At 55.1% G+C, this 19,272-nt stretch carries 20 protein-coding genes; 17 read left to right on the forward strand and 3 right to left on the reverse strand.

Annotation, left to right across the window (positions count from 1 at the left end; all coding sequences use genetic code 11):
- Positions 1-46 precede the first annotated feature (46 nt).
- Positions 47-661: an L-threonylcarbamoyladenylate synthase gene (locus tag ACT6RZ_RS06190; protein ID WP_444701272.1), complete on the reverse strand. Its 615-nt coding sequence runs from the start codon at positions 659-661 to the stop codon at positions 47-49.
- Between the two features lie 6 nt (positions 662-667).
- Positions 668-1,519, reverse strand: coding sequence for a 3',5'-nucleoside bisphosphate phosphatase (locus tag ACT6RZ_RS06195; RefSeq protein WP_444701273.1), 852 nt, complete (start codon positions 1,517-1,519; stop codon positions 668-670).
- 140 nt (positions 1,520-1,659) lie between these two features.
- On the opposite strand from ACT6RZ_RS06195, the gene ACT6RZ_RS06200 reads away from it, so the two are divergent.
- The 14 genes from ACT6RZ_RS06200 (at position 1,660) to ACT6RZ_RS06265 (ending at position 15,901) form a co-directional block, all read left to right on the forward strand.
- On the forward strand, positions 1,660-2,202 hold the full coding sequence (locus ACT6RZ_RS06200) for a septation protein A (protein WP_444701274.1): 543 nt from the start codon (positions 1,660-1,662) through the stop codon (positions 2,200-2,202).
- Between the two features lie 41 nt (positions 2,203-2,243).
- Complete coding sequence (locus tag ACT6RZ_RS06205; protein WP_444701275.1) at positions 2,244-2,543, forward strand: YciI family protein; 300 nt, start codon at positions 2,244-2,246, stop codon at positions 2,541-2,543.
- Position 2,544: 1 nt separating this feature from the next.
- Positions 2,545-2,808, forward strand: a complete 264-nt coding sequence (locus ACT6RZ_RS06210) for a BolA family protein (RefSeq protein WP_444701276.1) — start codon at positions 2,545-2,547, stop codon at positions 2,806-2,808.
- 50 nt (positions 2,809-2,858) lie between these two features.
- Positions 2,859-3,680, forward strand: a complete 822-nt coding sequence (locus ACT6RZ_RS06215) for a peptidylprolyl isomerase (protein ID WP_444701277.1) — start codon at positions 2,859-2,861, stop codon at positions 3,678-3,680.
- Between the two features lie 194 nt (positions 3,681-3,874).
- On the forward strand, positions 3,875-4,126 hold the full coding sequence (locus tag ACT6RZ_RS06220; RefSeq protein ID WP_444701278.1) for a FeoA family protein: 252 nt from the start codon (positions 3,875-3,877) through the stop codon (positions 4,124-4,126).
- The gene (gene feoB, locus ACT6RZ_RS06225) at positions 4,123-5,913 is read left to right on the forward strand and encodes a ferrous iron transport protein B (protein ID WP_444701279.1); all 1,791 of its coding nucleotides are present in this window, start codon (positions 4,123-4,125) and stop codon (positions 5,911-5,913) included. The genes ACT6RZ_RS06220 and feoB overlap by 4 nt, the downstream gene beginning before the upstream one ends.
- Before the next feature lie 141 nt (positions 5,914-6,054).
- Complete coding sequence (locus ACT6RZ_RS06230; RefSeq protein ID WP_444701280.1) at positions 6,055-6,564, forward strand: PepSY domain-containing protein; 510 nt, start codon at positions 6,055-6,057, stop codon at positions 6,562-6,564.
- A 170-nt stretch (positions 6,565-6,734) separates the two neighbouring features.
- The gene (gene purL / locus ACT6RZ_RS06235; protein ID WP_444701281.1) at positions 6,735-10,643 is read left to right on the forward strand and encodes a phosphoribosylformylglycinamidine synthase; all 3,909 of its coding nucleotides are present in this window, start codon (positions 6,735-6,737) and stop codon (positions 10,641-10,643) included.
- A gap of 86 nt (positions 10,644-10,729) precedes the next feature.
- Positions 10,730-11,215, forward strand: a complete 486-nt coding sequence (locus ACT6RZ_RS06240; protein WP_444701282.1) for an ankyrin repeat domain-containing protein — start codon at positions 10,730-10,732, stop codon at positions 11,213-11,215.
- Positions 11,216-11,493: 278 nt separating this feature from the next.
- Positions 11,494-11,850 (forward strand): c-type cytochrome, encoded by a 357-nt coding sequence (locus ACT6RZ_RS06245; RefSeq protein WP_444701283.1) that lies wholly within the window; start codon positions 11,494-11,496, stop codon positions 11,848-11,850.
- On the forward strand, positions 11,850-13,139 hold the full coding sequence (locus tag ACT6RZ_RS06250) for an FCSD flavin-binding domain-containing protein (RefSeq protein WP_444701284.1): 1,290 nt from the start codon (positions 11,850-11,852) through the stop codon (positions 13,137-13,139). Before ACT6RZ_RS06245 ends, ACT6RZ_RS06250 begins: the two co-directional genes overlap by 1 nt.
- A gap of 50 nt (positions 13,140-13,189) precedes the next feature.
- Entirely contained in the window at positions 13,190-14,341 is a 1,152-nt protein-coding gene (locus ACT6RZ_RS06255; protein ID WP_444701285.1) for a PQQ-dependent sugar dehydrogenase, read from the forward strand.
- 91 nt (positions 14,342-14,432) lie between these two features.
- Positions 14,433-15,017 carry a hypothetical protein gene (locus tag ACT6RZ_RS06260; RefSeq protein ID WP_444701286.1) on the forward strand — a complete coding sequence of 195 codons (585 nt, stop codon included), beginning with the start codon at positions 14,433-14,435 and terminating at the stop codon, positions 15,015-15,017.
- Between the two features lie 8 nt (positions 15,018-15,025).
- Positions 15,026-15,901 (forward strand): SMP-30/gluconolactonase/LRE family protein, encoded by an 876-nt coding sequence (locus tag ACT6RZ_RS06265; protein ID WP_444701287.1) that lies wholly within the window; start codon positions 15,026-15,028, stop codon positions 15,899-15,901.
- 127 nt (positions 15,902-16,028) lie between these two features.
- Here the strand turns inward: ACT6RZ_RS06265 and ACT6RZ_RS06270 are convergent, their stop codons facing one another.
- Complete coding sequence (locus ACT6RZ_RS06270; protein ID WP_444701288.1) at positions 16,029-16,214, reverse strand: hypothetical protein; 186 nt, start codon at positions 16,212-16,214, stop codon at positions 16,029-16,031.
- A 176-nt stretch (positions 16,215-16,390) separates the two neighbouring features.
- On the opposite strand from ACT6RZ_RS06270, the gene ACT6RZ_RS06275 reads away from it, so the two are divergent.
- The 3 genes from ACT6RZ_RS06275 to ACT6RZ_RS06285 are packed head-to-tail and all read left to right on the forward strand — an operon-like array spanning position 16,391 to position 19,267.
- A complete protein-coding gene (locus ACT6RZ_RS06275) occupies positions 16,391-17,068 on the forward strand; it encodes a response regulator (protein ID WP_444701289.1) in 678 nt (225 codons plus the stop codon).
- Positions 17,065-18,510 carry a sensor histidine kinase gene (locus ACT6RZ_RS06280; protein WP_444701290.1) on the forward strand — a complete coding sequence of 482 codons (1,446 nt, stop codon included), beginning with the start codon at positions 17,065-17,067 and terminating at the stop codon, positions 18,508-18,510. The genes ACT6RZ_RS06275 and ACT6RZ_RS06280 overlap by 4 nt, the downstream gene beginning before the upstream one ends.
- Positions 18,461-19,267: a ferritin-like domain-containing protein gene (locus ACT6RZ_RS06285; protein ID WP_444701291.1), complete on the forward strand. Its 807-nt coding sequence runs from the start codon at positions 18,461-18,463 to the stop codon at positions 19,265-19,267. The genes ACT6RZ_RS06280 and ACT6RZ_RS06285 overlap by 50 nt, the downstream gene beginning before the upstream one ends.
- The last annotated feature ends 5 nt before the right edge of the window (positions 19,268-19,272 follow it).

The raw sequence follows: 19,272 nt of genomic DNA on the forward strand, positions 1-19,272 counted from the left end.
TCGATTTCTGGCCATTTCCGGCCGTCATTAAGCAGATGTCAGCCGTTTACTTAGGCCAGGGAGCGACGCCGGCACGTACCAGCTCGGGCGGGTCCTGCGTCAGGTCCAGTACGGTGGTGGCCCCCACATGCACGATGTCACTGTCTATCACGGCATCGACCTGGTGCTCCAGGGTCTCGCGGATCTCCCAGCCTACCGACATCGGCACTTCGTCCTGCGGCAATTGCAGCGTCATGCTCAGCAAAGGCATATCCAGCGCCTCGAGCAAGGCTTGCACCACGATATGGCCGGGCACCCGTAACCCTATGGTGCTACGTTTGGGGTGCTGCAGCCGCCTGGGGACTTCACGGCTGGCTTCCAGTAAAAAGGTATAGGCGCCAGGTGTGAGTGCCTTTAATAAACGGAACTGGCTGTTATTCACTTTGGCATAGGTGCCGATCTCGGCCAGGTCACGGCAGATCAGCGTGAACGGGTGTTCATCATCCACGCCGCGCAAGCGCCGTATGCGCGTTTGCGCATCCTTGTATTCCATGGAACACACCAGGGCATAACTTGAATCCGTCGGGCAAGCGACCACACCGCCCTGCTGTATGAGCTGGGCAGCCTGTTGTATCAATCTGGCCTGCGGGTTTTCCGCATGAATGATAAAGTATTGAGCCATGGCGGATTATTGCAGCTGGCTGGCTTCCGGCCAGTCCTGCCATACTGGTACACAGCCGGGCGGCAGGTCAGGCAAGCGGCCCATTTCCATATGGGACAGGCCCGGCCCATGATAATCAGACCCTTGCGAAGCCTTGAGGTCAAAGCGGTGCGCCAGGGTGGCGAACTGGGCATATTGCGGCGGCTGATGGCTACCTGTCACCACTTCGATGGCGACGCCGCCCTGATCCCTGAATTCATTCAGTAATAAATGCATATTGACGAAGCCGAGGTCATAGCGACCGGGATGCGCCAGCACCGCGACGCCACCACTGTCTTTGATCAGGGTCAGCGCCTCTTGCAGGCTCATCCACTCATGATTCACATAGCCGGGTTTGCCCTTGACCATATATTTCTTAAACACCGATTTGATATTCTTGGCATGGCCCTGCCTGACCAGAAACTGGGCAAAATGGCTGCGCGTCATCACACTGTTACCGGCGATAGACCTGGCGCCTTCGTAAGCATCAGCTATCCCCGCCCTGGCCAGCCCTTCCGCGATCTGCCGCGCGCGTTCGTCACGCCCTGCGCGCACTTTGGCAAAAGCCTCCAGCAGCGGCGGATGTTCGGGATTCACGCGCAAGCCGACGATATGCAGGGTACGTTTCTTCCAGGTCGCCGATATTTCCACGCCATTAACAAACTGTATGCCGTGCTGTTCAGCTGCCGCGCGTGCGCGTGCCAAACCACTGACTTCATCGTGGTCGGTCAAAGCCAGTACCCGCACGCCTTTGCTGGCAGCGTGCGCCACCAGCTCCTCTGGCGTGAGCAAGCCATCTGACATGGTAGAGTGGCAATGCAGGTCTATAGGGACAGTCATGGTGGGTGGATATCGCTGATTCTATGAGTGAATAAGAAGTCGCTAAGCTGAGCGATCAGGAAACGAACTTTACATTTCGACAGAAATCATAGCAAAATAGTGCCCTCACAGATAGCAGGAATTCAGTCACTGATCCCGTCATGCAAGTCATTATCGATTTATTGCCCGTCATACTCTTTTTTATCGCTTATAAAAAAGCCGGTATTTTTGCGGCTACTTCAGTCGCCATCATCAGCACCCTGGTGCTGATGCTCATCGTCTGGATCAAACGCGGCAAGATCGACAAGATGCTGATGATCAACGGCGCCGTGATCACCGTGCTGGGTGGCATCACCCTGTTACTGCACGACAAGACCTATATCATGTGGAAACCGACCGTGATCTACTGGATAGGCGCACTGGCACTGTTATTCAGCCGTTATGTGTTTCAGAACAACCTGATCGCGCGCATGCTGGGCAAGATCATAGCGCCGCCAGCCAGCGTGTGGGACAAGCTCAACCTGTGCTGGGTGCTGTTTCTGATCGGCCTAGGCAGTTTGAATCTGTATGTGGCTTTTCACTATACTGAAGAAGACTGGGTCAACTTTAAACTGTTTGGCACCACCAGCCTGATGTTCGTATTTATGATCAGCCAGGTATTTGTTTTGAAAGATTACTGGATAGAGCACACGCCTCCAGCATGATCTATCCGCGTTTTACCTGATTGAACAAATGGAATGACCTTATGTTATATATGATTTACGCACAGGATAACGCCAATAGCCTGCCACTGCGCTTGCAGCACCGGCCTGCGCACCTTGAGCGTTTGCAGCAACTGCAAACTGAAGGCCGTCTGATATTGGCCGGCCCCTTACCTGCCATAGACAATGTAGACCCAGGCGAAGCCGGCTACAGCGGCAGCCTGATCGTGGCAGAATTCGATTCATTACAAGCCGCCACCGAGTGGGCGAATAACGACCCATTCGTGCATGCCGGCGTATATGGCCAAGTTTCAGTGAACCCTTTCCGCAAGACGTTGCCATAAAATGCTGCAAACCGAAATCAGGCAGCGCCTGCAAGCCCTGAACCCAGAACAACTGGTCATTCAAGACGACAGTGCACAGCATCAGGGACACGCAGGAAACACGGGCGGCGGGCATTTTACCCTGACGGTAAAAAGCTCGCTATTTTCAGGAAAATCACAGATAATGCGCCATCGCATGGTGTACCAATGCTTGCATGACTTGATGCCTCATCGCATACACGCGCTCAGTATCAACGCATTATCTTCTGATGAGTCATCTGATTGAAACAATTCTATTTTTTAATATTGCACCATTTCGTTTTTTAAGGATATTGCATGAAATTTTTGAAAATGATGTTGGCGATTGCATGCTTCAGTGCGTTGCCACATGCTTATGCAGCTGATGCTGATGCGATTGCGACCGTTAACGGCAAGCCAATCAAAAAAACCTGGGTCGAGTTCATCTTAAGGGATGCGGAAGCGCGTACCGGCCAAAAAGCCAACGACGGCATGAAAGCCGCGGTAGTGAATGAGCTGGTAGGTTCTGAACTGGCTTTCCAGGAAGCGCAAAAAGCCGGCATAGACAAGCAGCCTGACTTTATCGCCAGCGAAGAACTGGCACGCCGCAAATTGCTGGTGAATGCTTTCCTGGCTGATTTCATCAGAAAAAACCCAGTGACTGAAGCCGAGAAAAAAGAAGGCTACGAGCAGTACAAAAAAGAACTGGGCGATAAAGAATACAATGCGCGTCATATCCTGGTGAAAACCGATACTGAAGCTAAAACCATCATTGTCGACCTGAAAAAAGGTACTGATTTTGCAAAAATCGCCAAAGAAAAATCCCTGGACCCTAACTCCAAGGAAAAAGGCGGCGATCTGGGCTGGTTTGCACCTGCAGCAGCTGGTTTGCCCAAGCCATTCGCAGATGCGATCACCAGCTTGAAAAAAGGTGAAACCACCACCGAGCCTGTGCAATCACAATTCGGCTGGCATGTGATCAAACTGATAGATGTGCGCGCACTGCAAGTGCCGCCGTATGAAAAGATCAAGGAAGGCATTGAGCGTACCATTCAGCAACGCAAGCTGGAAAAATACATGTTGAGCCTGAAAGACAAAGCGAAGATCGAAGTGGTAGGCGCTGAGAAAAAAACACCTTGATCCTCAGTACTGAACACTGATACATGAATGCTGATATGACGGTATTCGATTAAAAAGCCAGCCTATGCTGGCTTTTTAACATTTGGCGCGGCCATGGCCCGGTTTTCCATTTAAGTTTGCCATTTAAGTTTTCCCCGCCTGCAGTTTCTGCGATAAAATCAAGAATTGTTCTCATTTGCAGCCTTTTTGTAGCCATGCAACTCAATGCACTAAAACCCGGCGAGTCAGCGATCATCGCCGCCATACAGGCAGAACAGGCCCTGGTACAACGCCTGAACGCGCTGGGCTTCCGTGCCGGCAAACAGGTACAGGTCGTTCGCCAGGCTGCATTCAACGGCCCCTTGCATATCCGCATAGGCTCTACTGATGTCGTGATCCGCCTGCAAGATGCACGCTCTATCCAGTTACACACTCCACTGCCTGACCCGGAATCCATACCCGCATGAAACGTGTTGCTTTACTTGGCATGCCCAACACGGGCAAATCTACGCTGTTCAATCGTTTGAGTGGTGCCTCTGCCCGCGTAGGCAACTGGCCTGGCATGACAGTAGACCTGCTGAGTGCAAAAATACTGCTGGGCGGCCATATTGCAGAACTGGTAGACCTGCCCGGCTTGTATGACCTGCACGGTTTTTCTGATGACGAGGAAGTGGTGCGCCACTTTCTGAGCCATCACCCGGTAGACCTGGCGCTGATCATACTCAATAGCGCGCAGATAGACAGGCAACTGTCATTGGCCTTGCAACTGCGCGCCCTGGGCCTGCCTGCCGTGTTGCTGCTGAATATGGAGGATGAAGCCAAACGCGCCGGCATCACCATAGATACCCAGGCCATGAGCCAGCAACTGGGCATGCCGGTGCTCACCATCAGTGCCAAGTACGGCAGCGGTTGCCCGCAAGCGCTGCAACTGGCCGCCAGCGTGATAGACCAGCAGGCCGCTCCTGTCAGCCCACAGCTGATCGCCGCCAAACTGCAGGCCGATACTGCGGTAGAGCAGGAGATGCAAAGCATTATTGACCGCTCTGTGCAGATGCCTTTGCAGCTGAATACCTCGACCACAGACCGCATAGACCGCGTCTTGCTGCACCCGTGGTTAGGCTTGCCGCTGTTTTTCCTGGCCATATTCCTGTTATTCCAGTTCATCTTCACCATAGGTGCCCCGCTGCAGGAAGCCACCGCCTGGATATTTGACACATTGCGCAGTGAACTGCTGGACCCGGCATTGGCCAGCCTGCCGATCTGGCTGAACGGCTTATTACTCGATGGCCTGTATACCGGCTTGAGTACAGTGGCCGCGTTTGTGCCCATCATCGTGCTGTTCTTCCTGGTCATGAGCATGGTCGAAGATAGCGGTTACTTATCGCGTGCCGCTTTCCTGATGGATACGCTGATGGCAAAAATGGGGCTGGACGGGCGTGGCTTTGTCATGGTGCTGATGGGTTTCGGCTGTAACGTCCCGGCGCTGATGGGCACGCGCGTCATGCGCAGCCGCCCCATGCGCTTACTGACCATGCTGACTATTCCGCTATCATTGTGTTCGGCACGCCTGCAGGTGTTCCTGTTTATGATCGCCATCCTGTTCCCGCCTTCACAGGCGGCGCTGGCGCTGTTCTCACTGTATATGGTGAGCTTTTTCACTATCTTCCTGACCGCAGTACTGTTCAAGCAGAAGTTCGCCAGCAGCGAACCGTTTGTGCTGGAATTACCGCCTTACCGCTTCCCTACCCCCAATCAGATCTGGCTGCGTGGCTGGCAAGAGGTCAAGCACTTCCTGTTCCGCGCCACCAAATTCATCGTCATAGGCGTGTTGATGGTGTGGTTGCTGACGCACCTGCCAACGACTGCGGTGCCGGCCAGCGCCGAGACCTGGGCTGGCAGCATAGGCCGCTTTTTTGCACCTGTGCTGGACCCGATAGGCATAGATAACCACCTGGCGATCGCGCTGATATTCGGCTTTGTCGCCAAAGAGATCGTGGTCGGCTCGCTGGCCGTGATCTACGGCCTGCAAGGCGACGCCCTCAGCCACCAGATCGCCGCCAATATAGACTGGGTGCAAGGCATGAGTTTTATGCTGTTCACGCTGATCTATACACCCTGCCTGTCCACCATCGCCACCTTGCGCTCGGAAAGTAAGAGCCGGGCCTTTATGTGGTTATCGCTGGCGTGGTCGCTGGGCCTGGCCTGGCTGATCAGTTTTGCCTTCTACCAGGCCGCACGCGCACTCGGCTATTAGCCTGAAACACCGGCCTGATACCAGTCAGACAATCCGGCAAACTAGTTACCGCATGAATTATTAGTCAAACAGCAATCTGTGTATGTATACTATTTGTGCAGGTGAATTTCTCACCCTGTCAAACAACAGGAGATTGCTGTCATGAATAAAAAACTATTGCTAGTCACCTTAGCTGCACTGTTCAGTGTGTCAGCCTTTGCCGCCAAGGATAGCCACAATGGCCCTATGGAGCGATGTATGAAAGCCGCCCTGGCCAAACACCCGGGTAAAGTGGTTTCTCTGGAAGCCGAGATCGAGAAAGGCCGTGGCGCCATCTATGAATTCGACATTGTCGGCAGCGATGGCAAAGAGTGGGAAGTCGAGTGCGAAGCCAAGACCGGCAAAGTCTACGAAGAAGAACTGGATGTAGACGCCAACAACCAAGAATTCAGATCCAAAGCCAAGATCAGCATGGAACAAGCGAAAAAAACCGCGCTCGACAAATACCCGGGCGAGATCGAAAGCATAGAATATGAGCTGGAAAATGGCAGCCCGGTGTATGAATTCGACATCAAGCAGGCCAATGGTAAAGAGATCGAAGTGGAAGTGAATGCGGTGACTGGTCAGATCGGCGAGACCGAAGAAGAAGTCTATGAAATAGGCAAAGACTAGGCGCTCCCCCAGAGATCAACATCGCTTCATGCAGTCTGAGGCATTTAACAGCAACCTGCGGGTTGCTGTTTTTATTGCGTCGCTTACTTTGTTACTCTTTATCACTCCGGGAATGGCCGCTTTCTGCTAAAATACCGGCTTGTATTTTCACTGAAAAATCCAATCGCCTCATGTCCAGTCAAGCGCAATTTTTAAGCCTGCGCGGCAGTGCCGCCCTCTCCCAGTTCCGTCTCGATAAACTCTACAGCAGCCTGAAAGTCAGCGCCCCTAACATTGCGCATATCTATACCGAATTCGTGCATTTTGCATTCAGCGATTCTGTATTAAGCGCTGCTGAGCAAAACACCCTGCAACAGATCCTGACTTATGGCCCGAAAACCGAGCTGGAGTCGGCCAACGGTGAGCTGTTGCTGGTGATTCCACGCATAGGCACGATCTCGCCTTGGGCGTCACGCGCTACGGATATCGCGCACAACTGTGGCGTGCAGCTATTGCGCCTGGAGCGCGGCATCGCCTATTACGTCAGCACCCATGATGGCAAACCGCTGAACGATGCTGAAAAGCAGGCTTTACGCGCCGCGACACAGGATCGCATGACTGAGACCGTGGTCTACAGCCTGGCCGATGCCGAAAAACTGTATCACCATGCCGACCCGAAACCACTTGCCACCATAGACATTCTGGCCGGTGGCAAAGCCGCGCTTGAAGCAGCCAACAATGAGATGGGCCTGGCACTATCGCCGGACGAAGTCGATTACCTGCTGGAAAACTACCGCAGAATGGGCCGCAACCCGACCGATGTCGAGCTGATGATGTTTGCCCAGGCCAACTCCGAGCACTGCCGCCACAAGATATTCAATGCCGACTGGGTGATAGACGGCGTACAGCAGGAATTATCGCTGTTCAACATGATACGCAACACGCACAAGCTGAATCCGGGCACCACCGTGGTCGCATATTCGGACAACAGTTCTATCGTGCAAGGCCAGAAAACCAGACGTTTTTACCCGTCGGCCGACCAGAGCTACCAGTTTGTCGAAGACGACATGCACTACCTGATGAAGGTAGAAACGCATAACCACCCGACCGCGATCTCACCGTTTGCCGGTGCAGCGACGGGTGCCGGCGGCGAGATCCGTGACGAAGGCGCCACCGGCATAGGCTCCAAACCCAAAGCCGGCCTGGCAGGTTTTTCAGTGTCTAACCTTAACCTGCCTGGCTTTGAGCAACCTTGGGAGACCAACTACGGCAAACCTGGCCGTATCGCCAGCCCGTTGCAGATCATGATAGACGGCCCGTTAGGCGGCGCAGCCTATAACAACGAATTCGGCCGCCCTAACATTGCCGGTTATTTCCGTACCTTTGAGCTGGAAACCACGGACGCTAACGGCCAGGCCGAAGTGCGTGGTTATCACAAACCTATTATGCTGGCTGGTGGCGTCGGTAATATTTCCGGCAGCCATAGCCATAAAAACGCGATTCCTGCCGGCGCAGCGCTGATCCAGCTTGGCGGCCCTGCCATGCTGATAGGCCTGGGTGGCGGTGCCGCCTCCAGTATGGATACCGGCGCCAATACCGAGAACCTCGATTTCGACTCGGTGCAACGTGGCAACCCTGAATTGCAGCGCCGGGCGCAAGAGGTGATAGACCGTTGCTGGCAAATGGCGGATAAGAACCCTATCCTGAGCATACACGACGTAGGCGCGGGCGGCATCTCCAATGCCTTCCCGGAACTGGTCAACGACGCCAAAGTGGGCGCGATCTTCCAGTTGCGCGACGTACACAATGAAGAGCCCGGCATGGCGCCGCGCGAATTGTGGAGTAACGAAGCACAGGAACGTTATGTGCTGGCCGTCACCCAGGACCAGTTACCACTGTTCGAAGAGATCTGCGCCCGTGAGCGTTGTCCGTTTGCCGTCGTCGGCATTGCCACTGCCGAGCGCCACCTGGCGGTAGAAGACAGCCATTTTGCCAACAAGCCGGTGGATATGGATCTATCCGTATTACTGGGCAAGCCACCGAAAATGTTACGCGATGTGAAATCAGTCAAAAAATCACTGACTGCTTTTGACACCAGTAACATAGACTTGCAGGATGCGGTCGCCCGCGTACTGCGCTTGCCTGGCGTGGCCGACAAAACCTTTTTGATCACCATTGGTGACCGCACGGTGACTGGCCTGATCGCCAGGGACCAGATGGTAGGCCCATGGCAAGTGCCGGTCAGCAATGTGGCCGTGACTTGTGCCGGCTATGAAACCAACACTGGTGAAGCCTTCGCCATAGGCGAAAAAGCGCCACTGGCCCTGCTGGATGCGCCGGCTTCCGGCCGTATGGCGATCGGTGAAGCGATCACCAATATCGCCGCCGCTGCCATCAGCGAGATCGGCAACCTGAAACTGTCCGCCAACTGGATGGCGCCTGCAGGCCACCCTGGCGAAGATGCCGCCTTGTATGAAACGGTGAAAACCGTGGGTATGGAAATATGCCCGGCACTGGGCATCAGCATCCCGGTCGGTAAAGATTCCATGAGCATGAAGACGGTGTGGAACGATGACGGCCAGAACAAGGCCGTGACCTCGCCTATCTCGCTGGTGATCTCTGCGTTTGCCAACACGACTGATGTGCGCAAGACACTGACACCGCAGTTGCGCACTGACCTGGGCGACAGCGAGCTGATCCTGATCGATCTGGGCAACGGCAAGAACCGCATGGGTGGTTCGTCACTGGCGCAAGTGTATAGCCAGCTGGGCGATAGCGTGCCTGATGTAGACCAGCCGTCACAGCTGAAAGCATTTTTCACCGCTATTCAGCAATTAAACAGCGATAACAAGTTGCAGGCCTACCATGACCGCTCTGATGGCGGCCTGTTCGCCACCCTGGTAGAAATGGCTTTTGCCGGCCACTGTGGCTTAACGCTGGACTTGAGCAGCCTGACCGGCGACAGCGCCAGCGTCTTGTTTAATGAAGAACTGGGCGCAGTCGTGCAAGTGCGTGCCGCCGAGGCCGCCGCCATCGCCAGCAGTTTGCAACAGGCTCTGGGGCCATGTGTGCACCGCATAGGACTGGTGGTGCCAGGCCACGCTATAGCCATCAGCCATGGCGAGACTCGTTACCAGGCATCGCGTATAGACTTGCACCGCCTGTGGTCAGAAACCACTTTCCGTATGCAAAGCCTGCGTGATAACCCGCTGTGTGCACAACAGGAATATGACCGACTCCTGAATGCCGACGATATCGGCCTGCACGCACATCTGACGTTTGACCTGAATGAAGATATCGCAGCGCCTTACATCAACAGCGGCAAACGCCCTAACATGGCGATCTTGCGTGAGCAAGGCGTCAATGGCCAGACCGAAATGGCTGCCGCGTTCGACCGCGCCGGATTCAACAGCGTAGACGTGCATATGAGTGACATCATCAGTGGCCGTGTGTCGCTGCAAGACTACGCCGGCCTGGTGGCCTGCGGCGGGTTCTCGTATGGCGATGTACTTGGTGCCGGTGAAGGCTGGGCCAAGTCCATACTATTCAACAGCCGTGCACGTGATGAGTTCAGCAGTTTCTTTAACCGCTCTGACACCTTCGCCCTCGGCGTCTGTAACGGTTGCCAGATGATGAGCAACCTGCACAGCATCATCCCTGGCGCCGAGCAATGGCCGCATTTTGTACGCAACAAGTCAGAACAGTTTGAGGCGCGCGTGTCGCTGGTCGAGGTATTGAGCTCGCCTTCTATCTTCTTTAATGGCATGGCAGGCAGCCGCATGCCTATCGCGGTAGCGCATGGTGAAGGATTTACGGAATTTCCTGATGACTACGCTGTCTCAAATGTGCTAAAACAACAACTGGCCACCGTGCGGTTTGTTGACCATGCGTCAACGCCAACGGAAGTCTATCCGTTCAACCCCAATGGCTCAGCCCAGGGATTGACCGGATTCACCACGCCGGACGGGCGTTTTAGCATTATGATGCCGCATCCGGAGCGCGTATTCAGAACCGTGCAGTACTCCTGGCATCCGGATGACTGGCAGGAAGATGGTCCATGGATGCGTATGTTCCGTAATGCACGCAAGTTTGTGGCTTAAGTAAGTTTGGGCTTACGCATTAAAGCAAAAGTAATAAAGCAAAGTAGTTAATTTTAAAAAATGAAAATCAGGTGTTTGGAGAAATTATGAAATCAATTAAATGTTTACTGGCCTTGGTCGCGTTGTCATTTTCACTACAGGCATTCGCACTGACAGACGAAGACTATATGGAATTCACCGAGGCTTTGACCGGCGGCAACCTCAAGGTAGTGAAAAAATTCATTGAAGCTGACCCGGCTTTGGTCAACCAGAAGTTCTTTGCCTGGGAGCCACTGCAAATGGCTGCTTCCAAAGGCCGTATGGATGTTGTGAAGTACCTGATCGCCAAAGGTGCGGACAAAGACTATGTGCACCCTGCCAGCAACAACACTGCGTTTCATATGGCAGCCTTTATCAATGATGCACCTTTAATGAAATACCTGGCCTCGGCCGGCGTCGATGTGAATAAAAAGCTCAAAGGCGATGTTTCCCTGATCCGTTTTTTCAGGGAAGAGCACAACCAGCCTATGGTCGACCTGCTGACACAGCTGGGCACCAAGGACGATGGCTGTAAGGAAGAAAAATGCTTTTAATCGTTTGCTTCTAGCAACGGTCAATCAAAAAACGGTCATGTTACGCATGGCCGTTTTTTTTATTGCCAGCCTGGCAGGCGCGCTCTGCTGAAATTCTTTTCCGGCGTTGCAAGTGATGGCGACCAGCCTGCATTGAAAGCTTGTCCTGCGGGTGCGCGCATGCAATCATGGCAATCTATATAAGTGCTATCAATGTAACTTGTGTCACGCACGGCAGTGTCTGCTTGCAGAATAATGTCAGCTTGAACAAGACATGAAAGTCGCCACCCGGGGGAATGATGAAACGTTTGCACCTGAGTCTTGCATTGGCTGTTTGTTTACAGTGGACAGCATGCGTCCATGCCCAGGAAACCGCCTCCCGGGCCACCATTACCCTGGCCGCCTCATGCGCTGCCTGCCATGGCCCGCAGGGAAACAGCCTGGGCGGCACACCTACGCTGGCGGCGTTAAATAAAGAATACTTTATCCAGCGCATGCAGGGTTTCAAAAATGGCAGCCTCTCCAGCACCGTCATGCATCACCATGCCAAAGGGCTGACCGACGACGAGATCACCACGCTGGCGACCTACTTTGCAGCGCTGCCCAGGCACACACCTGCGCGAGCACCCCAACAACCTTTTCTGGGAGCGCAATAATGTCCACAGCCCTCCCCGCCGTTACCGCGATACAGTCGCGCAGGCAATTTGTACGTTCAGTCATTTATGGTGGCCTGGCTTTTTATGGCATGCCGGCCTTCGCCCGCGCCAGCCGCCCGCCGCTGGGCCATGTCGTGGTGGTGGGCGCAGGCTTTGCCGGGCTGGCCGCCGCCAGATATTTACGTGAATGGAGCGCAGGCAATATCAAGGTCACCGTGATAGAGCCGAATCCGCAATTCATCTCCTGCCCGCAAAGCAACCTGGTACTCGGTGGCAGCCGTACGCTGGATGAACTGAGTTTTTCTTATGACTTGTCGCGCAAGCAGCATCAGCTGCAATGGCTACAGGATAGCGTGACGGCGATAGACCTGGCTGCCAAACAGGTCAGGCTGACGCGGGGCAGCATAGCCTATGACAGGTTGATTCTGGCACCCGGTGTGGATTTTGATTACAGCCGCATACCGGGCATGAGCAGCCCGGTCGCCGAGATCCCGCATGCCTGGAAAGCCGGCCGGCAAACGCTGCAACTGCGCCAGCAACTGGAAAGCATGGCCGATGGCGGCGTATTTGTGATGACCATACCCAAAGCGCCCTACCGCTGCCCACCCGGCCCTTACGAGCGGGCCTGCCAGGTGGCGCATTATTTCAAGCAACATAAACCACGCAGCAAAGTGATCATCCTGGATGCCAACCCTGATATCACCTCCAAAAAAGGCTTGTTCCTGCAGAGCTTCGAGGGCGATTACCGGGGCATCATAGACTACCATAACAACAGTGACATCCTGCAACTGGACACCGCCAGCAACACCATCAGGACAGACTTTGAAACGGTGCAAGCCACGGTGCTGAATGTGATCCCGCCACAGCTGGCCGGCAAGGTCGCACAGGACGCAGGACTGGCCAATGTGGATCAGCACTGGTGTGAAGTGGACTTTGTCACCTACGCATCCAGCCTGCATGACTCTGTGCATATCATAGGCGACAGCATTTCGGCCGGCTTGCCCAAGTCTGCACATATGGCGACCTCGCAGGCCAAGATATGCGCCGCAGCCATCATAGATCTGCAGACCGGCAACCCGCCTAACCCACTGCCGGTATTTGCCAATACCTGCTACAGCTTTGTCGATGACAGGCAGGCCATGCATGTCGCCAATGTCTACCGCTATGACCCGGCGAAAAGAACTATGGTCTCGGCCGAAGGCGGCGGCGTCTCAAGCAAGGCCAGCGTACAGGAAGGTGACTATGCGCAAGCCTGGGCACAGAATATCTGGGCAGACACCCTGACCTGATGAGCAGCCAGCGACGCTTAGTCATGAACAGCCTGCGCGGATACCTGCTTATGCTGATACTGGCAGCCTGCACTGCCGGCACACAGGCTGCCATGGCAGCAGAGACCAGGGTCGAGCAGGCGCTCGCCAGGCTGAAGCCGCCTGCCGGGCTCAAGATAGAGCTGTTCAGTGATGTGAGCAAATGGGGCTCGCCACGCATGCTGGCGCTGGATAAACAAGGCCGGCTGCTGGTCAGCCTGACTGATCAGGGGCGTATCATACGGCTGAATCAGCAGGCCGAGGTCGAGCTGATCGCACAGGGGCTGAATGCCCCGCATGGCATGGCACTGCTGGGTGACGACCTGCTGGTGGCCGAGCAGACCGGCGTGGTCAAGTTGCCCAAACAGGGCGATAGCTGGGGAGCGCCACTAGCGTTTATCAGCAACCTGCCTGATGGCGGGCACAGTCTCACAACGGTGAAAGTCTCCCCGGATGGTTTTATCTATGTCAACGTAGGCTCCAGCTGCAATGTATGCGTTGAAAGCGACCCCTTACGCGCCACCTTGCTGCGCTATAGCGCCGATGGCCGCCCTGCTGGCGCGTTATTGACACTGGGCCGCCATGCGCAAGGCGCCATCTGGGCCAGCGGCTTGCGTAATAGCCAGGGCTTTGCCTGGCACCCGCAAAGCGGCGAGCTGTTTGCGACCAACAATGGCGCCGATAACCGCAGCGCCACTAAAAACGGTGCTGCCAATGATGACTTGCCGCCTGAACATCTCAATCTGATTGCCCCGGCTAAACACTATGGCTGGCCGTATTGCTGGGCAGATGACCAGCAGCCGGCGCACATGCTGCAGGACCCGAACTTTAGCGGTGAAACCGATATCTGCAAGCAGGCACAAGCGCCCGCTCTGACCCTGCCAGCCCATAGCACGCCGATAGGATTGACGTTTTTACACGCCAGCCGTTTACCTGAAAGCATGCGCCAGGATGCCATTATCGCCCTGCATGGTTCATGGAACAGGCAACAGCCAAGCGGATATGCCTTGCAGCGTGTAAAATTCAGGAACCATCAGCCTGTCAGCAGCGTCCCATTCATACAGGGCTGGTTGCAGGGCAAGCAGCCCTGGGGCAGGCCGGTCGATGTGATCATAGGTGCTGATGGCTGGCTATATATCAGTGATGATCTCAGCAACTGGATCTACCGTGTGCGCAGTGAATGATACACTGCTGGCAGCATGCCTCTCTCACTGGTGACGCCGAAAAAAAATTGAACAGGCCGGCCATTTAAGGCCGGTATTACAGGAGCAATTCATGAAAAGCTTTTTAATGTCTGCAGGCAGCCTGCTTTGTCTCGCCTGGCTCAGTAGCGCTCACGCGGCCAGCCCGCCCTCGCTGGTGATACAGGTGCCTGAGACTTTTTACCAGCACCCGGTGCGTTTGCTACACCCTTATTTCAACTACTGGCATAACCGCGGCGTCGCCGCTGAAAAAGCCGGCTTATCCAGTTTTGAGAAACAGAATTACAGCACCACTGGCTGCGAGGCCGAAGCCAAGGGCCAGGCGCTGGTGGTGATAGAACCCAATCTGTTTTATAACCCGCAAATGGGCGTGTTCCACACCGAGATCACCGCCAGGGTATTCACCCAGGCGAGCGCAGACAGTGCGCTGGGCAAGCCGCTGATGACAGTCAAGGGTGAGGGCCAGTCACGCGGCTGGATCACCTATAACGTGGAGAATTTTGCCAGCAAGTCTTACCAGCAGGCGTTCGACCAGGTGATAGATCAATTGCAGAAAAACCCGGTGTTCCAGCAATCGCTGGCACAGGCGCCGGTGCAAACGTTTGAAGCTTTATGCACCAGCATTAATACCATCACGCAACCAAAACTATTCTTCTAGGAGCAATCATGTTGTCGGCCACTCGTAAACAGCTTATTTCCAGTGTATTCATCGCCGCGCTGTTCAGCTTAAGCAGCCACAGCCAGGCGCATGGCGTGGAGCCGTTCAAAGGCCTGCTGACGCCGGAATCGGTGATTCAGGCCGCCGATGGCAAAGTGTATGTGTCCGAGATCAATGAGTTCGGTAAAGATGGCGATGGCCAGATCCGCGTCATCGATCACGGCAAAGCCAGCGTACTGGTGCAAGGCCTGGACGACCCCAAAGGGCTGGCCATCATAGGCACTGACCTGTTCGTGGCAGATAAGAGCCGCATCTGGCGCGTGCCACTCAACCAGGCCCAGCCTAAAGCCGAGGTATATATCGCGGCCAGCGATTTCCCACAGGTGCCGCAGTTCCTCAATGACCTGGCTGCAGATGCCAACGGCAACCTTTACGCGAGTGACAGTGGCGACATCATGGGCAGCGGCAAAGGCGGCGCAGTTTACAAGATCACACCGCAACGCAAGCTCAGCCTGCTGATCGATGGCAAAGCCGACCCGCGCATACTGGCCCCCAACGGTTTGCTGGCCGACGCCAAAGGCGAGCAGTTGCTGATCGTCGATTTCACCTCCGGCGTGCTCTACAACTATGAGGTGGCTGGCAAACGCCTGCAGCAAGTCGCCAGCGGCCTCGGCGGCGGTGATGGCATCGTCAGACAGGCGAACGGCACCATTTACGTCAGCGACTGGAAAAACGGCAAGGTGTACCGGGTAGAGAATAACCAGGCCGTGTTGCTGAAAGACGGCTACCAGTCTGCGGCCGATATCGCCCTCAGCCAGGATGACCACCACCTGTTAGTGCCGGATATGAAAGCCGGTGTGCTGGATGTGATACGCCTGAAATAGCGCTTACATCAGCAACAGGCAAAAAAGAACCACGCTTGCGCGTGGTTGAAGTGAGAGGATACACACGAAACCGCTGATTGTCGCAGCAACATCGCAGGGAATCCGATGTGCTTTGGCAATGTCACAGTTACTTGCTTTGCGCAGATTTTTTGTCAACCTCCTTTGGGGGGTTGACCACTGGCTGCGCACCAGCGTGTTTGGCAGACCTGAGATGCTTGTTCATCTCGACTTGTTCCTGAGGAGAAGGATTTGTTCTCGCCGTGCAAACGATAGATACCAGCAAGCCCAGCAATACGATTGAACGCTTCCTCATCATCGCTCCTTCATATGTTCCAATAGTGCTTTGTTCAACTACCTGCGCACGGCAACCTGTCTTTCCGTGTCGTTACAATTGCACGATACGCGCCTCGCCTTACATTCAACTTACAAACAAAAAAACACAGAAAATTTGGAGTACACTGCTCTCGTTTATATGCATAGGCAAAGACGATGCGTTTATTGATAGTGGAAGATGACCTGGTAATCGCTAACGGACTGGTGCGTGTCTTGACCCAGGCTGAATATGCAGTGGACCATGTGGCCGATGGCAAGCAGGCCATACGTGCTATCCAGGATGGCGTCTATGATCTGGTGATCCTGGACCTGGGGCTGCCTACCATGGATGGCACGCAGGTATTGTCTCACCTGCGCCAGCAATCCAACCCGGTGGCGGTGCTGATCCTGACCGCACGGGAAGACGTCGCTACCCGCGTGCAGGCGCTGGACCTGGGCGCGGATGATTTTCTGACCAAGCCTTTTCATCTGGAAGAACTGGAAGCACGCGTACGCGCGCTGATACGTCGCAGCAAACTCGGCAACAACCTGCCCTTGCAATGCGGCAACCTGAAACTGGATGTGCCTAACAAACTGGCCAGTATCAATGACCTGGCGATCACGCTTTCTGCGCGCGAACTGCACTTGCTGGAAACCCTGATGATGCGCATGGGCAAGATCATTGCCAAAGAACAGATCATGGAATCACTGTGCAACTGGGATGAATCACTCGGTGATAATGCCATAGAGGTTTATATCCACCGCCTGCGCAAAAAAATAGAACCCAGTGGCGCACGCATACGCACCATTCGCGGCCTGGGTTACATGCTGGACACTGAACATACGCCCTTATGATGGCACCGCCACGCTCGCTTAAAAACCAGTTACGGTTGTGGCTGCTGTTGACCATGCTGGTGGTATTGGGCATTTCTGCCGCCATCTCCTACTCGCGCGCCTTGCATTACGCCACCCAGGCTTACGACCAGGCACTGTTGCGTACCGTGCTTGCGCTGTCTGATGAAGTGGTGGTCGATGAGCATAACGAAGTCAGGATAGAACTGCCGGAAGTCGCCAGCCATCTGCTCAGCTACAACGAGGGCGACCATATCTACATACGCATCACCGGGCCGGATGGCAAACTGGTCTTCGGTGAAGCCGACCTGCCCCTGCCTTCATCGCCCACCGGCGGCAACCAGGAGTTTTACTACAACAGCATCTATAAAGGCGAGCCTATACGGGTGGTCACTTTTGCGCTGCCGGTCAGCCCGGAACCGAATGCGCACAACATCCTGATCAGCATGGCAGAAACCACCGCCAAACGCGACGCCATGGTGGCTGAAATGGTGGAGGAGATGCTGTTGCCGCAAGTGCTGATGATGATACTGGCCGCCATCGTCATTGAGCTGGGCATCTATTTCGCCCTCAAACCCATGCATGACCTGAAAGAAGCGCTGCACGAACGCTCTTACCGCGACCTCAGCCCGCTGGATACCAACTCGCCGCCGCTGGAACTGCAACCGCTGATCCAGGCCATGAATGCCTTGTTGGGGCGCGTCACAGCCGGCTTGCAACAACAGCAGCAATTCATTGCCGATGCCTCGCACCAGTTACGCACGCCTATCGCCGGATTGCAGACCCAGGCAGAACTGGCATTGCGCAGCGACCCGCCGGATTCGGTGAAAGAACCGCTTAACTTTATGCTGCGCAGCACCACCCGCTTATCGCACCTGATACAGCGCCTGCTGAGCATGGCGAGGACAGACGCGGCCACCACCCAGCTCAAATTCCAGCCGGTATCTCTGACCAGCATCATTTACGAAGAATGCGCACGCTGGATAGGTCCGGCGACCGACAAAGGCCTGGAGCTAGAAGTCTTGATAGAAACGCAGCACGACCACGTATGGGGCGATGCCCTGATGCTGTCTGAAATGCTCAACAACCTGCTGGAAAACGCCATTCTGTATACCACTGCCCAGGGCTTGCTGCAGATACGCTTGTGGCAGTCCGGCACTCAGCTGTTACTGCAGGTGGCCGATAGCGGCATAGGTATCCCGCCGGGACAGAATGCGCGTATCTTCGAGCGTTTTTACCGGCTCAACCCCAATCAGGGCAATGGTTGTGGCCTGGGCCTGGCCATCGTGGCCGAAGTCGCCGAGCACCACAATGCCAGCATCAATATCAGCGCCGGGCTGGAACATCCGCTGACACACGACACCGGCAGCCAATTCACGGTAAAATTCGATTGTTATGACGCTTTGCCTGAGAACTCTCGCCCTGCAAGCACTGACCCTCAGTGACCCGCAACTGAAATGCACGCAAGTGCAATCCCTGTGGCAACGTCACTGCGCTGGCCAGTTGCAGTTAGATACATCACTGCCATTAGTGGCTGAAACCAGCATACCCGGCAGGCCTGCCCGCCCGGCACTGGTAGCGCCACGTCTGCTGCAGCGCCGCGCCATGAATACCGTTGCCGGCCGCGCCGCGCTGATCCATGCCCTGGCCCATATCGAGTTCAATGCCATCAACCTGGCGCTGGATGCCGTGTGGCGCTTTACTGACATGCCGGCTGATTATTACCATGACTGGCTGCTGGTCGCCCAAGAAGAGGCTTATCACTTCAGCCTGCTACGAGAACACCTGCAAAGCCTGGGGTTCGAGTACGGTGATTTTGATGGCCATAACAGCCTGTGGGAGATGGTAGAAAAAACCCAGGACGATGTGCTGGCGCGCATGGCACTGGTGCCCAGGACGCTGGAAGCACGCGGGCTGGATGCCGCACCGCCCATGAAACACAAACTGGCGCAGGCCGGTGACCATGCGGCGGCAGCTATATTAGATATTATCTTGCGCGATGAGATAGGCCACGTCGCGATAGGCAATCGCTGGTTCCAGTTTTTGTGTGATGAACGCGGCCTGGAGCTACTGCAGACGTTTGAATCTTTGCGCCAGCAATATCAGGCGCCGAAACTGCGGCCACCGTTCAATATGGAAGCACGCAAACAGGCAGGTTTTACTGAAGCAGAACTCGCCTACCTGAACGCAGACGGTTTCTGAGGCCA

It is taken from the genome of Methylophilus sp. (assembly GCF_052437885.1).
Taxonomy (GTDB): Bacteria; Pseudomonadota; Gammaproteobacteria; order Burkholderiales; family Methylophilaceae; genus Methylophilus.

Excerpts from the sequence above, each read along its gene's own strand:
- ACT6RZ_RS06205 (WP_444701275.1), top strand. The coding sequence starts at position 2,244 with ATGTTATATATGATTTACGCACAGGATAACGCCAATAGCCTGCCACTG.
- ACT6RZ_RS06275 (WP_444701289.1), top strand. The coding sequence starts at position 16,391 with ATGCGTTTATTGATAGTGGAAGATGACCTGGTAATCGCTAACGGACTG.
- ACT6RZ_RS06280 (WP_444701290.1), top strand. The coding sequence starts at position 17,065 with ATGATGGCACCGCCACGCTCGCTTAAAAACCAGTTACGGTTGTGGCTG.
- ACT6RZ_RS06190 (WP_444701272.1), bottom strand. The coding sequence starts at position 661 with ATGGCTCAATACTTTATCATTCATGCGGAAAACCCGCAGGCCAGATTG.
- purL (WP_444701281.1), top strand. The coding sequence starts at position 6,735 with ATGTCCAGTCAAGCGCAATTTTTAAGCCTGCGCGGCAGTGCCGCCCTC.
- feoB (WP_444701279.1), top strand. The coding sequence starts at position 4,123 with ATGAAACGTGTTGCTTTACTTGGCATGCCCAACACGGGCAAATCTACG.
- ACT6RZ_RS06245 (WP_444701283.1), top strand. The coding sequence starts at position 11,494 with ATGAAACGTTTGCACCTGAGTCTTGCATTGGCTGTTTGTTTACAGTGG.
- ACT6RZ_RS06255 (WP_444701285.1), top strand. The coding sequence starts at position 13,190 with ATGCTGATACTGGCAGCCTGCACTGCCGGCACACAGGCTGCCATGGCA.
- ACT6RZ_RS06200 (WP_444701274.1), top strand. The coding sequence starts at position 1,660 with ATGCAAGTCATTATCGATTTATTGCCCGTCATACTCTTTTTTATCGCT.
- ACT6RZ_RS06215 (WP_444701277.1), top strand. The coding sequence starts at position 2,859 with ATGAAATTTTTGAAAATGATGTTGGCGATTGCATGCTTCAGTGCGTTG.
- ACT6RZ_RS06265 (WP_444701287.1), top strand. The coding sequence starts at position 15,026 with ATGTTGTCGGCCACTCGTAAACAGCTTATTTCCAGTGTATTCATCGCC.
- ACT6RZ_RS06260 (WP_444701286.1), top strand. The coding sequence starts at position 14,433 with ATGAAAAGCTTTTTAATGTCTGCAGGCAGCCTGCTTTGTCTCGCCTGG.
- ACT6RZ_RS06285 (WP_444701291.1), top strand. The coding sequence starts at position 18,461 with ATGACGCTTTGCCTGAGAACTCTCGCCCTGCAAGCACTGACCCTCAGT.
- ACT6RZ_RS06220 (WP_444701278.1), top strand. The coding sequence starts at position 3,875 with ATGCAACTCAATGCACTAAAACCCGGCGAGTCAGCGATCATCGCCGCC.
- ACT6RZ_RS06270 (WP_444701288.1), bottom strand. The coding sequence starts at position 16,214 with ATGAGGAAGCGTTCAATCGTATTGCTGGGCTTGCTGGTATCTATCGTT.
- ACT6RZ_RS06210 (WP_444701276.1), top strand. The coding sequence starts at position 2,545 with ATGCTGCAAACCGAAATCAGGCAGCGCCTGCAAGCCCTGAACCCAGAA.
- ACT6RZ_RS06250 (WP_444701284.1), top strand. The coding sequence starts at position 11,850 with ATGTCCACAGCCCTCCCCGCCGTTACCGCGATACAGTCGCGCAGGCAA.
- ACT6RZ_RS06230 (WP_444701280.1), top strand. The coding sequence starts at position 6,055 with ATGAATAAAAAACTATTGCTAGTCACCTTAGCTGCACTGTTCAGTGTG.
- ACT6RZ_RS06195 (WP_444701273.1), bottom strand. The coding sequence starts at position 1,519 with ATGACTGTCCCTATAGACCTGCATTGCCACTCTACCATGTCAGATGGC.
- ACT6RZ_RS06240 (WP_444701282.1), top strand. The coding sequence starts at position 10,730 with ATGAAATCAATTAAATGTTTACTGGCCTTGGTCGCGTTGTCATTTTCA.